We start from the raw sequence: 15392 nt of genomic DNA on the forward strand, positions 1-15392 counted from the left end.
ACAAGTTGTCATTTCGCTGGTATCGTAACCGAAAACACTGAACCATTTCCCGGTTTACTCAATACATCAATGGTGCCACCCATCAGGTCGACTGCCTTCTTCGCAATGGAAAGGCCCAATCCTGTTCCCTGGATTCCTTTTGTATTCTGTCCTCGCTCAAAGGGCTCAAATATTTTTATTAAATCCACTTCGTTTATACCTATGCCTTCATCTTTAATCTCAATCCGTAAGTTTTCGCCAAGATCGTGGACATGTACCCAAACCTGTGACTTGCCTGGCGAGAATTTGATCGCATTGCTCAAAAGATTGACAAATATATTGCGGAGTAAGTCATCGTCAGCATCTATGTATTTACTTTCAAAGTCAAACTGGCAAAGGATGGAGTGGGAACCATTACTGATTTCTTCCAGGTCATTTTTCAGGGACTCAAAAAAGGATCGGATTTCAACTTTCCGCTTAACCACTGCAATCTTGTTCTCATCAGCACGGCCGAGCACCAACAAATCCTCCATCATTCGATTCATGAGGTCAACCTGTGCAAGCACTATTCCGATCTTATCATTTAAAGATTCCGGTTCGATACGATCTCTATACCTTCGAACGTAGTTTGCCGTATTTCTTATTGCCGCCAATGGCGTTCTGAATTCATGCGATACCATCGAACCAAACCTGGCTTTCCATGCTGTCAATTCTTGCTCCTTCTCTAATGCCTTCTGTAATTCCTGCGTGCGAAGAAGCACTTTTGCTTCAAGCGCTTTCCTGAACTGGATTAACTCCGTGATGTCGTTCGAAAAACATCCGATTCCAATGATGGTATTGTCTTCACTTCTGACCGGGTTCAGTCTTATTTCGTGATAAAATTCTGAACCATCCGGTTCTACTACGTGGGTGATATCCACAACGTTTTCTCCCCCTAATGCCTGCCGATAAAGCCGCTCCCATAGATCTTTCGCTTTTTTAGTCAGACCTGGGAAAATCAAAGAGTCGCCTTCTGCGATTTCTAAGTCGGTAATTTTTTTTAAGCTTTTGAAAAATGCTCGATTCGCCTTTACTAATCTTAGATCCGTGCTCGCCAGCCATATTTCGCCAGGCGAACTATTGATCAGTACATCTAAATTTTGTTCGCTTTCCTTTAGCATTCTTTCCGCAACCTTTTGTTCCGTAAAGTCAAGTGCCATCGACAGCACTTTCGGGCCATCGTTCATTGGGATTGCGATCATTGAGAAGCGGACATCCAATAGCTTTCCATTCTTATCCTTAAGTTTAACTTCCTCATTATTGACCACTCCGCCATGCTTAATATTTTCGACCAATGCGTCTCTTTGGACTGGGTTAAGCCAGAAATCCAGATCTCTGATTGTTTTGCCCACTACTTCATCAGACGTAAATCCAAAAAGATTTGTGAAAGAGGCATTTACATCGATGTACCTGCCATCATCAAAATCGGAGAGAACCATTGGAAGGAATGGATTGAGATGAAATAGCCTTGAGAAGCGTTCAGCAGAGACCTTTACCTCCTGAAGGGCTTGCAGGAGTTGACCGTTTCGCTCTTCCACAAGTTTTTCAACCTCTTCTTTTAATTTTTTAATTTCTGCTTTGCTTCGTTTTAGTTCTGGTTTCTCAAGGATCTCCAATTTCCCATTTCTCATGGTAGCAGCCATCTCATGTGCATGCGCAACATCCAGCACATCCGCCGCCTTACATTTGTCAAGCGGGTACGTGCACAGAACAATCATACGTTTACCCGTTATCCAATTGTTAAGTTCACGTTCATACTCGATGAAATCTTTCCAGACGTGGCGCTCGAGCCAAGCTTCGTTGCCATTCACGCGCATGCCTTCGTGTCCTCTTGCCAAAGCAGCATTCAGTTTCTCGTCCCATCCGTGAATGACACGCGCGGGGTCGAATACATCATCTTTTAAATACCAGTCTGCATGCGGCAAAACTTCGATGGCGTTGGAGGTAATATATCGGTCAAGAAGTGGAATGCCATGGCGAAGGCTTGCCAGAGCGTCCTTCACAGACACAGGATCGCTTGTTATCCAAAGACAAAATTCATTGTTTTCCAAACCAGCCTTGAAGTACGGAACCAGCGTTTCCAACAGGTCTTGCTTGGAATAAAAGAAATTACAGAAATGTGTACCCCACGGTGCATTACCGATAACATCAATACCGGTATATCTAGACTGATTCCCAAGGTCGGCACTTTCCATACAGGTGTTTGCTTCTAAAAAGCTAGGAAATAAATCATTAAAACTACAGGTTCCGTGTGATTTTGTTTTATGTATGAAGGGGGCGTCCATCTTTTGCAGTGTTGCCCTGACCATCAATTTAGCTTGCTTGTACCACCCAATTCCTCTACCATTTGACCAGAAACGAGTCAGCGGCAATCAGGAAGTTTCCAGGTGAATAAGCTTAGCAACCCAATTTATGCAAACGCTTCGGGCAAAGAAGTTGTCTGTTGATAAATTCAAGTATTTCAACTTAAGTATGTAGATGGTGGCGCGGCGAATTGGCTAACGAACACGCAAAGGCAGTTTGTGCTATTTCTTAGGCGCGGTGCCTGGTGCTCACTGAGTCCAATCATTACACCAGAACAATGGCTGCATTTATAAAAAACTGAACTCCTTTTTTTGTTTAAGGCATGTGATGGGAAGGCGAAATTTGAAGCCTGGGATCAGGAAGGCGTATCGGCTATTTGCAATTGAATCATTCTTGTTAGGGTCAGTCTTCCGAGAGACGTGAAAAGTAGTTGAATGCAACTCGTTTAGTCAAATGCACATAGGCCTGTCAAAATGATCCACATCGGATCTGTGATTTGTATAAGTCTTTTTATGGTTCAGGATATTTAAGCTGTGAAAAAATTAACATTTATTTTCTCTTACCCGCCGGTTAAAAAAAATGATATTGCTGCATTTGAAATGGCCTAAAACATAAAATACCGTTAGCGTTTAAATCGTTTATTCTTGCGAATAATGGTGGTAGCGTAACAGAAGTAGTCTTCAATTGCAGTGGCGGGGTTAGCGAATCCTGATTAACCTGGTGGAGATTGAGACGGTGGCGTTTAAGAAGGAGAAGAAATAATCATCCACATACTTCTGTAAAATAATCTTCCAGTAAAAAAAAGCGGAAGACTATTTTATAGATAATGTCTTAGGCAAGCACGCCAGCATTCTTTAAGGGCTATTGTACCCAATCAACAGACACCGCTGTATTGCTAGTGTAGTTGGTCAGCGTTTCTTGGAGAATGTCAGATAATCCTGTGTTGGCGTAGGCGTCGGTGCCAAGATATACGGCCTTTACGAAATAGTTTGTGCCGTCCCATCCTCCATAAACAAGTACTTCAATGCTGGCGTTAAATGTTGGTGATCGCATGGATCCCTCACGCCACATGAAGTAATTATAGTCGTCGTAGCCAGTCCGGCAACCAACGCGGTCAAAGGTGCCGCCAAAGCCATTCCGGTTTCCGAGCATAAACCCACCTTTGTTGTCAAAAAAGTCGATATAGTTGTAGGATCCCCCTTCGGAGAAACCCAACCCATCATCGATTTTGCCGGCTGCCGATTGATAGATCAGGCGATCGTTGCCACCATAAGCCTCGATAAAATATCCGTGCTCGTCAAGGCTGTTCATGGAGAAAGACAAAACAGCGTCCTTGCTGTAGTTCGTGACCGGCTGCTCGATGTCGATGCGCTCGCCATACCATTCAACCTTATTGTTCACCAGCATGTATAAAGTGGAGGTGTTTCGTACCCAGCCCATCTGGTCTATATGAGTGTATTGCCACAATGTTTCGATCACCTTTCCGTCGGTGGCGCTGATAATGACGGGATGTCCGCCCTCATTGAGATAGGCCACCTTTTTGCGGTCGCTGGAGAGTTTCACATCGGTCTTTTCTTGGGTGGCGCTGTTGGTGAGTCTGCGCGGCACGGTGTCTAGCCGGTTGAAGTAGTAGACGTCGTTGTTTATGATGGCTACAACATTTCTCACCGCTTTGAGGGGATTGCGCGAGTCGTTAATGTTGTCTGCGATTCGCTGTGCCTCTTCTTTGGAAAGATACGGCGAGCTGCTGCAACCTGTCAGCACGGCGAGGCCGAGCATGATAAGGGATGTTAGTTTGGGGAAATGCATCAGAATGAATAGTTTAAGGCAAGGCTTGTCGAATACAGATGTTGCGTGGTGCCGAGGTTCGGATTGTAGTCGACCGATTCGGGATCGTTGCTGCCCACTTGCACCATGAACGAGTATGAAATCGATGGGATTATGCTGAGAGCGCTGCTGAGCTTAAATTCTATTGCCGCCTGCGGGCCCATTGTCGCCCACATAACAGATTCGTCATACGATTCGCCGCCACCAGTAAACGTGGTGAACTCGAAACTCTGAGAGCCGTACATGCCGCCAATGGCAATTCCCGGCTCAAAGAAGATCTTTTTCTTTTTGAGGGAAATCGCGCGATGAATGAATAGCTGAAATTGCAGCATTTTATAGGGACTGAATACCGCCGTGCCCAAACCAACGCTCTCGTTCGACAGGCCATCTACATCGCTATCAATCACATAAAACAAGGTGTCGGCTCGGGGCTGCAATTTTGTGTAGCTCAAAGTCAATCCAGTGATGAAGCGCGGCACTCCTTTTTTATGCGACTGAACATAGACGAACGAAACACTGGCGCCCGGGCTAGGCAAGTAGCTCCAGGAAAGTTTGCCGAGCGGAATGGTGTACGTCGGCGCAATGCGCACGGCGTTGTCTTGCGAAAACGAACAGACCGGCAAAAAAAGCAACACGAAGACGAACGTCCCCATAACGACAACGCGTTTAAGGTGTTGACCTTGCCTCAAGTTTTCAAGGCAGCCGGCCAACCATTGCACCAAAGAATGGACAGCGCACACTGTTTTTGTTTGCGCCTTAACCGTGAACCAGGCATCTGCGAATAGCCATGCAACAGAACTAGATGATCTCATAAGTATTAAAAAGTTAATGGTAGAACAACATGATACCGGCGCACCGCTCTGCCATGCAATGCCGGACTGGTTTGGCAAAAGTCCGACTTCACACTGCAATGAAATTGCAGTCAAAAAAAAATTGTGCGATTGAAGTCTGGAGTTTGCGTTGTGTGCCTGGCTGGAGTGTTAGCGTAAAACGAAAAAAAGGCACTTTGCTTTAGTGTAGAGTGATGCCCTACCTTATCCTAGAAACTTGCGATCACACTTACGGTCATTTAATCATTTTTTGAGTAGCTACACTCAGATTTGATAATTTGTCACCTGGATACAAAGCCTTCGTAGGGATGGGGTTCAAGTTATTGACTTGCAACCCTCTTAGGAATTTTGAGTAACAAAGGAGTAACAAAACGGACCTAAAACGCCATCAGAATACATAGCCAAACCGGGTCTCATTGGAGCTAAAAAATGCGAAAACAGGGGAATTTTACGGGTTTTCTTATACCTTGGTGGGCTTGTCTAATTTAAGATTGGTAAAGTTTTCCTTTTTATGAAAGTGTGGATTCTCTTGGGGGTGATGCTTGTGACGGGGTCGGCCATGGCCCGATCGACAAGCGACAGCTTGCTGGTGGCGCTGAACAAAGTGATTGAACGGCGCGAAGAGTTTACAAAACCGAAACTGGATCGGCTCGAAGACCTGCACCGCCAACTGAGCGGCCCCAACGGCCGCGACGACCAGTTCCGTTTCCTGGTGCTCCAAAATCTGTCGGACGAATACAAAGCCTTCATTTATGACTCAGCCTTTGCCAACATCCAGCGCCTGCAATTGCTGGCCCGCAAAATAGACGACCCCGTTAAAATCGCCTATGCCAAAGTGAAACTGGGGTTCATCCTGCTCTCGTCAGGCATGTTCAAAGAAACCATCGACTCGCTGGGCGGCCTGCAGGTGCGCGGTTTGCCCGACAGCATCCGCGTTGACTACTACTCCATTCTGGCCCGAACCTACTATGATCTTGGCGATTTTGACCGCGACGGTTTCTACACGCCCCGCTACACGGCCATGGGCAACAAATATGTGGACTCAGCCAAGGCGTTGTGCAAACCCAACGACTACAACTTTTTGTACCTGAGCGGCCTGAAAAACCTGAAAAACGAAAACACCAGCGAGGCACTAAACAACCTGAACGAGCTGATGGGCCACTATCCGCTCACCCCACACCAGCTGGCGGTAACGGCCTCGACCCTCAGCTACTTCTACATTTCGCGCGACGAAACCGACCAGGCCATCAACCTGCTGGCCCGGGCCGCCATTGCCGACATCCAGTCGGCCACCAAAGAAACAGCCGCCATGTGGAGCCTGGCCGAGTTGCTCTATAATAATGGAGACGTCAAAAATGCCTACACCTTCATTCAACAAGCCATGGAGGATGCCATTTTTTATGGCGCCCGCCAGCGCAAAGTGCAGGTGGGTTCGGTGTTGCCCGTGATCGCCGCCGCCAAAGTGCACAATGTGGACGAGCAACGCAGGCTTTGGTTGATCTACTCCACGGCCCTCACCGTGCTGGCCGTGTTGGTGATTGTGTTTGCCGTGGTCATTTTCAAACAACTCAAAAAGCTGAAACGCACCGAAAAGGCGCTCATGGAGGCCAACACCATCAAGGAAGAATACATCGGCTACTATTTCAACATCAATTCCGAATACCTCGGCAAGATCGAAGCCTTCAAGAAAGCGGTGGAAATGAAGCTGATCACCAAAAAGCTGGAAGACATCAAGTTCATTGTCAACAACATCAACGTGAAGAAGGAGCGTGAGGAGCTCTATTTCAGTTTCGACAAAGTATTCCTGAAACTGTTCCCGGACTTCATCAGCGTGTTCAACTCCTATTTTAAGGAGGAAGACCGGATCGTATTGAAAGAAGGCCAGCTCATGAACACCGAGTTGCGGATCTTCGCCCTCATCCGCATGGGCATCCACGACACCGAGAAAATTGCGAAGATTCTGGACTACTCCATCAATACCATCTACAACTACAAAGCCCGGGTCAAAGGCAAGTCCATTATCCCGAACGAGAAGTTCGAACAGAAGATAATGGAGATACAAACGATTTAGACGACCTGAAAACGGCCCGAAAACCCCTCACATGGGTTTATATTTTTGCCTGTTCCATATTTTCGCAATCGATTGATATTCAAATTTCTAGGCATTTACATGCCCCACTTTTATTTACATTTTTAGTGGGATAATTCATCCGTCCTTTTCCGCAGGCGTGCTTTGTTGAGCTAACGCAAACGGTGGCAGAGACCCTTTCTGCTCCTTTTGTCCCTAACCCAAACGCTCAACACATGAAGGCATTCTACGTCGTTTTACTGATTTTTCTCTTCGCCCTGATCGCTTTGACGGGCACTACCAAAGACCGACCGGTGGAGGTGTCGTCGCCCAATGGAAAGGTGACGGTGCAGTTTGAACTGAAGGACGGCGTGCCGTTCTATAGCGTGCTCCGTAACAAAGTTGCGGTGCTGAACCCCTCGGCTCTCGGCTTTGTGCTGAAAGACTTGCCCGCCCTGAACAAGGATTTCAAGATTGTGTCGTCCACACCCGCGTCGTTCAACGAGACCTGGACGCAGGTTTGGGGTGAAGCGAAGACCATCCGAAACCAATACAACAGCCTCACGCTGGCGTTGGAAGAACGCTCCAACCTGAAGCGCAAGCTCAACATCATCTTCAAAGTCTATAACGACGGCATAGGCTTCCGCTATGAAATTCCCGCCCAGCCTAATCTGAAAAACTTTGTGATCCTGGACGAGCTCACCGAGTTTGCCCTCGCACAAGATCTTTCGGCGTGGTGGATTCCTACCTACGGCAACGACATTGATTCCGAATATCTCTTCACCCAGAACAACGTGAGCGAGCTGAAAGAGACGGTGAACACACCCCTCACACTCTCGGCCGGCAACAAAAACTTTGTGAGCATTCACGAAGCTGCACTGGTAGACTATGCCTCTATGGCGCTGGTGAAAAAAGGTCATCACACCCTCAAGGCCGACCTCGTGCCGTGGGCAAACGGAAATCGCGTGGAGGCTGCGGCCCCGTTGCAAACACCCTGGAGAACCATACAACTGGGCGACACCCCCGGCGACCTCGTCACATCATACCTCATCCTGAACCTGAACGAACCCAACAAACTTGCCGACGTGTCGTGGATCAAGCCCGGCAAATATAACGGCATGTGGTGGGGCATGCATTTGAAAACATTCACGTGGGAAGGTGGTCCTCACCACGGAGCCACTACGGCAAACATGAAAGAGCTGATCGACTTTGCCAGCACTCACCACCTCTCGGCCACACTGGCCGAAGGCTGGAACGAAGGCTGGGAAGGCGACTGGACCAAAGGCGAGAACTTCAATTTCACCAAACCATATTCCGACTACGACCTCGCCGAAGTGAGTCGCTATGCACACGAGAAAAACGTAGGCATCATTGCCCATCACGAAACCGGCGGCAACATTGCCAACTATGAGAAACAGCTGGAAGATGCTTTCAAGCTTTGCGCGCAGTACGATATTCACCGGCTGAAGACAGGCTATGTGAATCGCAAGCCCGCCGGTGAATTGCACCAGGGACAATTTATGGTGCGTCACTATCAAAAGGTGATGGAGATGGCCGCGAAGTATAAGGTGATGCTCGACGTGCACGAACCCATCAAAGACACGGGCTTGCGCAGAACGTATCCCAACATGATGACACGCGAAGGTGGTCGTGGCACCGAGTATGAAGCGTGGAGCACAGGCAACCCTCCGGCACACACCACCATCATTCCGTTCACCCGTTGTCTTGGTGGCCCGTTCGACTACACACCCGGCATCTTCGACATTCAGTTCAAGACCGATGGCAACTTTCGCGTGCACACCACATTGGCAAAACAACTCGCCTTGTATGTGGTGATCTACAGTCCCATGCACATGGCCGCCGACCTTCCGCAAAACTATGAAGGCAAACCCGCCTTCAAATTTATCGAAGATGTTCCCACCGATTGGGACGACACCAAAGTCTTGAACGCCGAGATCGGAAAGTATGTGACCACCGCGCGCAAAGACCGCAACAGCAACGACTGGTTTGTGGGCAGCATCACCAACGAAGACGCGCGCACGCTTCCGGTGAAACTCGACTTCCTCACGCCCGGAAAAAAATATACAGCCACGATCTATCAGGATGGTAACGGCGCCGACATGGTCACCAATCCGCTGCCGCTAGACATTGTGTCGAAAGAGGTAGATGCCACCACCGTGCTTGACTTGAAACTGGCACCCGGTGGTGGCGCGGCAATACGATTCCAGGAGAAACCCTGACGTGAAGAGCAACCTGCAGCAGAAGCAATTCCGCTGCATGAAAAAATATACCTGCATGCCGGATAGAACCGGTGTGCAAGAAACAAACCCACAACCCTAACCTATGACGAAAACATTACCAAGAATTTTATTCGCCATGCCTTCCCTCATCACACTGGTGGTGCTTCTGCAGCTGTTCGCCGTGTGGGATGTGCAGGGGCAGGCCACGGCGGGGCGCCAGATTTCAGGGCGCGTAACGGATGCGAAGAGCGAACCTATTCCCGGTGTGAGCATCTATGAAAAGGGCACCACCACGGGAACGCTGAGCGACGGCGAGGGAAACTTCCAGTTGCAGGTGTCGCCCGAGGCGGTGATCGTGTTCAGCTCCATCGGTTTCATCACCAAAGAGATTCCACTGGGCACACAGTCGACGCTGAACATATCGCTCACCGAAGACATTCAGGCGCTCGACGAAGTAGTGGTGGTAGGCTATGGCGAGCAGAAGCGCTCCAACGTGATTGGCGCCGTGGCGTCGGTGAACGTGAAAGACATGGAGAACAAATCGGTGTTGCGTTTGGACCAGGCGTTGCAAGGCATGACGGCCGGTGTGACGGTGGCCCGAAACGGTGGTGCACCCGGTGCTGCTCCCACAGTTCACATCCGCGGCGTGGGCTCCATCAACAACACCGACCCGCTGTGGATTGTCGACGGCATTCGCATGGACCCGGGCAATCAGTTTGATGTGGACGACGTGGAGTCGATCGAGATTTTGAAAGACGCGGCGGCATCGGCCATCTATGGTGCGCGTGCGGCCAACGGGGTGATCCTTGTCACCACAAAACGCGGCAAAGGAAACTTGCAGGTAAACTTTAAGACCTCCATCGGCAAACGTTCGCCGGTGAAGCTGCCCACGTTGCTGAACAGCGCCGACTTTGTGAAATACAGAAAAGAAGGTCGCCTCAACGCCGGTCAAAATCCCGATCCTTCCTGGGATAACTACTCATCCGACACTGACTGGGTAAATGCCTTCTATGCTGGCAGCGGCGTGCTGCGCACCTATGATCTCTCGGTTTCGAAGGGCGACGACAAATCGAATTTCTATCTGGGCTTTGGTCACGACACCGAAGACGGCATTCTCATCGACAACAACTACAAACGCTACAGCATGCGCCTCAACTCCGACATGCACCTCACCAAATGGCTGAAGCTGGGCGAAAGCATTTTGTTGTCGCGCGTCATTGAAAATCCGATTGGCAACAACGACGAAAACAGTGCGGGCGGAATTCCGTATCGCTCCATTCCCATCATGCCCATTTATGACGACACCAATCCCTATGGCGGATGGGGCAGGGGACCGGTTTATTTCCAGGGCCCCAATCCCGTGGCAACGCAATATCAGCAACACGAAAAAAGAACCTACAGTCGCCTCGACGGAAATGTTTACCTCGAAGCCACGCCGGTGAAGGGCCTGGTGATTCGCGGCACCGTGGGCTACAACTACTACAACATGCTCGGCGAAAAATTCAACGAAGCGTTTGACTACGGTTCGTTGTCTAACCCCATCGCGCAGCTCACCTACAGCTCGGGCAATGATCAGACCATCACGGCCAACGGCTATGCCACCTACACGCGCTCGTTCAACAAACACAGTGTGAAAGTGATGGGCGGATACGAAGCTTCGCAGTGGGACTCGCGTCACTTCAACGTGGTGGGCAACAACTTTCCCATCGACGTAGCGTCCAGCCTGAACCTGGCCACGGGCGCCATCTCTACCACCGACAAACAGAACGTGAACCAAACCCGCCTGCTCTCGCAGTTTGGTCGCTTCGACTACAACTTTGATGAAAAGTATTTGCTGGAAGCCAACATCCGCCGCGATGCCTCGGCACCCAAGTTTGGGCCGTCAAATTTGTGGGGTGTGTTTCCGTCGGTGTCGGCAGGGTGGAGGATATCGCAGGAGTCGTTCTTCCGGAATGTGCCCTACATCACCAACCTGAAGCTGCGCGCCAGCACGGGCAAGCTCGGTTCGGAAAACATTGGCAGCTGGATCTATCTCAAAACCTATACGTCGCAATTCTCGACCTATGCTTTCAACACATCGGGCAGCAACAAGGTGACGGGTTTCTTCATCAGCAAATATCCCAACGGCGAAGTGCATTGGGAGGAAGCCTACATGCACAACGTGGCCCTCGACATCAAGGCGTTCAAGAACAAAGTGTCGCTGAGTGTTGACTACTACATCAAAGACTCGAAGTCGCTGTTGTATCCCGTGCCCATTCCACCGTCGGTGGGCATCGCGGTGCACAACTTCGATCCGGTGAACCCCGAAGTGAACATCGGCACCATGCGCAACCGGGGCATCGACATCGACTTTGGCTACACCACCACGGTGCAGAAGTTTGACCTCACCTTCAACGGCAACACATCGTTTCTCAAAAACGAACTCACCAAGCTGAACGGCGACGATGCCATCACCGCCGGAAGCGCCGGCGGACAAATCGGCGGCATGTCGCGCACACAGGTGGGCAAGCCCGTGGGAAGTTTCTATGGCTACCAGGTGCAGCAGGTGCTCAACTCGGCCAACGACGTGTATGCCGTGAACTCGTGGGCACCCGATGGCATCTATCAGGAAGCGGGAACTGCGCCGGGCGACTTTATGTATCGCGACCTCAGCGGCGCCAACGGTGTTCCCGATGGCGATGTCACGGCCGACTTCGATCGCACCATCATTGGCAACCCCTGGCCCAAGATGACCTACGCACTCAACATCGGCGCGGTCTATAACAAACTCATCGATGTGAACCTGCAGTTTCAGGGTGTGCAGGGTGTCGATGTCTTCAATGCCAGCAAGGCCTACACGCGCAACTTCTTTGGCGACAACAACACCACAACGGCCATTCACGACGCATGGACTCCCGAGAATCACACGGGCAACCCGCGCAACATATCAAGCGATCCGAACGGCAACTGGGGCAAGCCTTCCAGCTATTTCGTGGAGAACGGATCGTATCTCAAACTGCGCAACATCCAGATCGGCCTCAACGTGCCGCAGCGGCTGTTGCAGAAGTGGCACATCACGCGGCTGCGGGTGTATGCGAATGCCAACAACGTGTTGACGTTCACAAAATATTCCGGTCTCGATCCGGAAGTGGCGGGCACCAACGTGAGCCGTGGTGTTGACTTTGGAAACTACCCGCAGGTGCGTTCGTTCACCGGCGGTCTTGAACTTCAATTTTAGAATGATATGAAAAGCACGCGCATAAAAATACTTTCTTCCCTTCTTGTCGTGAGCATGCTCATCACACTGGTGAGCTGCTCCGACAACTTTCTGGACCTTACCAACCAGAACGAACTGAACGCCGACAACTTCTATACAAAAATTGAAAACTTCGACCTGTCGCTAAACGCCACCTACGACGCCGTTAAAAACCTTGACCTCTTCGGACAAACGTTCTACGTGCAAACCCTGCTGGCCCTGCCACACGAGTCTGACTATTGGAACGCGGGCAACCGTAACGAAGTGACATCGATAGACGGCAACGTCTACATCGCATGGCGCGGTTTCTATCGCATCGTGGCACGTGCCAACGATCTCATCGAAAATGCACCGGCATTCGAAGCCTCGGGAAAAGCAACGGCCGATCAGGTTGTTCAGCTGAAGAAGATGGTGGCGCAGGCACACTTCCTTCGCGGCTTTGCCTATTTCCACATGGTGCGCCTGTGGGGAGAAGCCACCTACAAAGAAGACAGCGCGCGACTGGCAGTGCCGCTCATTTTGAAAGTGGCGACCAACAATGCCGAGATGATGGTGCCCCGCGCATCGGTGGGAAAAGTCTACCAGCAAATCATCAAAGACTTTGAAGCGGCCGAGGCCGGACTGCCCGACACGTGGGATGGTTCCAACATCGCGCGCGTGTCGAAGTATGCCGTGAAAGGATATCTCGGTCAGGTGTATCTCTACATGGAAGAGTATCAAAAATCGAAGACCTATTTCGAAGAAGTGTTCAACAGCGGTCTCTACAACCTGTTGCCATCGAAGAACTACGACGACTTGTTTCAGGGCAAGGCCGAGTTCAGCAAGGAGTCATTGCTGGAGATCAACTACACGGTAGACATGCAGCAAAACATTTGGGAGAATGGACTTGGCTCGGGCATCGCGCTGGTGCTGGCTCCTCCCGGCAGAGGCTGGAGCAACTGCACACCACACGGCCTGAACATCTTCCGCTTCGGCACCGACCCGCGCCTGAAAATCTGCACCTACGCACCCACCGACTCTGCAATGGATTCGGATGGAAAGATGACGCAGGTTGGCAAAAGCGAATTCAACTTCACCGGCCACAGCTTCCGCAAGTATGTGCCCAAAGACTATTGCGTGCTGGCCACCAACCGCAACAGCGGCATAAACTATTTGCTGATGCGCCTTGCCGATGTGTACCTCATGTATGCCGAAGCGATGAACAAACTTGGCGACGACCCCACGGCACAGGAGTATACCAACAAAGTGCGTCGTCGTGCCTATGGCTTTGCGCCTGAAGGTGCACAACCCACCGTTGACTTTTCGGGCCTGAGCGGAACGGCGCTGCGCGACAAGATTCGCGAGGAGCGCTTCCTCGAACTGTTTGGCGAAGGCCATCGCTGGTACGACATCGTGCGCTGGCACATCGTGCAGGAAGAAGTGGAGAAATACAACACCTACAACAAGACACAAGGCACCATCATCTACAACGACAAGGACTATTACTACCCCATACCGTTGCGCGAGGTGGACACGAACAAAAACATGAAACCCAGCACGGGCTACTGAGCATGACGACACAAACCATGAAACGACCGGCATTTTATTATTCACTGCAGTGCTTCGCGATGGCGGCCTTTCTGATGCTGCCCATGCTGCCGGGGTGCAGTTCGTCAGAGCCCGATCCGGAACCAACGGTGGAGGAGGAGGAACCCCTGTTGCCCACGGCCACAAAGACCAACCCCATGAAGTTGTATATGCACTACATGCCGTGGTTTCAAAGCAAGCCGGTGTCGGGCTATTGGGGCTCGCACTGGACCATGACCAACAAAAATCCGGATGTGATTGAAGACAACGGACAGCGTCAGATTGCTTCCCACTATCATCCGATCATCGGCCCCTACGATTCGAAAGACACCGACGTGCTCGACTATCATTTGCTGCTGATGAAATACGCCGGCGTAGACGGCATTCTGGTGGACTGGTATGGCACCTACAAGGTCTACGACTACTACACAAACTTTCAGGCCACCGAAGCTTTGGTGAAACAAGCCGAAAGCGCAGGCGTGCAGTTCGCGATGGTCTATGAAGACTACACCGCCCAGGTGGTGGCACCAAAGCTGGGCATCACGGGTATTGACGCCGCGAAAACAGACATGAAGTTTTTGAGCGACAACTATTTCAAAAACAAATATCACATCGCCATCGACAAGAAGCCGCTGCTGCTCACGTTCGGGCCGCGCTATTTCAAAGACATGGATCAGTGGACAGACATCTTCAAGGACGTGACAAAGCCTGCGTTTCTTCCCCTCTGGGATCATGCCGGTTTTGTGGGCAACAACGGCAGCGGTCAGTTTGCGTGGGTGGATTTTAATGCGTCGCTCAGTCAGCTCAATTCATTCTATAACAAGAAGGGCAACATGAGTGTGCTGATGGGCTCGGCCTATCCACGCTTCCACGATTTCTATAAAGAAGGCGGCACAGGCAACAGCTATGGCTATGTGGATTTCAACGATGGACAAACGTTCAGCAACACACTGGCCAAAGCAAAGGAATATAACCTCGACTATTTGCAGCTGGTGACCTGGAACGACTTTGGCGAAGGCACGGTGATTGAGCCGACCACCGAAGATCAATACAAGTGTCTCGAAATTCTCCAGCAGTTCGCCGGCGTTGCCTACACACGCACGGAGCTGGAGATGGTGCACGAATATTACCTCAAGAAAATAAAGTACAAAGGCAACGACGCGGCGCTGGCCACGCTGAAACAAACCTATCAACACCTGGTGAACCTGGAAGTGGAACAGGCGCGCAATCTGTTGAAAACCCTGGAATGACTTTTAAAGAAACAACCGAACGAATTGAATTCAAATCATTAATCAAACTGAACT

At 50.5% G+C, this 15392-nt stretch carries 8 protein-coding genes; 5 read left to right on the forward strand and 3 right to left on the reverse strand.

Features of this window, described 5'->3' with window-relative positions; translation table 11 throughout:
* Positions 1–8: 8 nt before the first annotated feature.
* From JI741_RS24655 to JI741_RS24665, 3 genes are all read right to left on the reverse strand, one after another.
* Positions 9–2303: an MEDS domain-containing protein gene (locus JI741_RS24655; protein WP_202014107.1), complete on the reverse strand. Its 2295-nt coding sequence runs from the start codon at positions 2301–2303 to the stop codon at positions 9–11.
* Positions 2304–3183: 880 nt separating this feature from the next.
* Positions 3184–4101, reverse strand: a complete 918-nt coding sequence (locus tag JI741_RS24660) for a hypothetical protein (RefSeq protein WP_202014108.1) — start codon at positions 4099–4101, stop codon at positions 3184–3186.
* A gap of 29 nt (positions 4102–4130) precedes the next feature.
* Entirely contained in the window at positions 4131–4961 is an 831-nt protein-coding gene (locus JI741_RS24665) for a hypothetical protein (RefSeq protein WP_202014109.1), read from the reverse strand.
* A 529-nt stretch (positions 4962–5490) separates the two neighbouring features.
* Here JI741_RS24665 and susR point away from each other — a divergent pair.
* The 5 genes from susR to JI741_RS24690 all read left to right on the forward strand — a co-directional run bounded on the left by susR (position 5491) and on the right by JI741_RS24690 (position 15338).
* Entirely contained in the window at positions 5491–7050 is a 1560-nt protein-coding gene (susR, locus tag JI741_RS24670) for a SusR family glycan utilization regulator (RefSeq protein ID WP_202014110.1), read from the forward strand.
* Positions 7051–7283: 233 nt separating this feature from the next.
* Positions 7284–9287 carry a glycoside hydrolase family 97 protein gene (locus JI741_RS24675; RefSeq protein ID WP_202014111.1) on the forward strand — a complete coding sequence of 668 codons (2004 nt, stop codon included), beginning with the start codon at positions 7284–7286 and terminating at the stop codon, positions 9285–9287.
* A gap of 103 nt (positions 9288–9390) precedes the next feature.
* Positions 9391–12504, forward strand: coding sequence for a SusC/RagA family TonB-linked outer membrane protein (locus JI741_RS24680; protein ID WP_202014112.1), 3114 nt, complete (start codon positions 9391–9393; stop codon positions 12502–12504).
* A gap of 6 nt (positions 12505–12510) precedes the next feature.
* Entirely contained in the window at positions 12511–14070 is a 1560-nt protein-coding gene (locus tag JI741_RS24685) for a RagB/SusD family nutrient uptake outer membrane protein (protein ID WP_202014113.1), read from the forward strand.
* Between the two features lie 17 nt (positions 14071–14087).
* Positions 14088–15338, forward strand: a complete 1251-nt coding sequence (locus JI741_RS24690) for a glycoside hydrolase family 99 protein (RefSeq protein ID WP_202014114.1) — start codon at positions 14088–14090, stop codon at positions 15336–15338.
* The last annotated feature ends 54 nt before the right edge of the window (positions 15339–15392 follow it).

Origin of the sequence: Chryseolinea lacunae (genome assembly GCF_016735595.1) — a bacterium.
GTDB classification, from domain to species: domain Bacteria; phylum Bacteroidota; class Bacteroidia; order Cytophagales; family Cyclobacteriaceae; genus Chryseolinea; species Chryseolinea lacunae.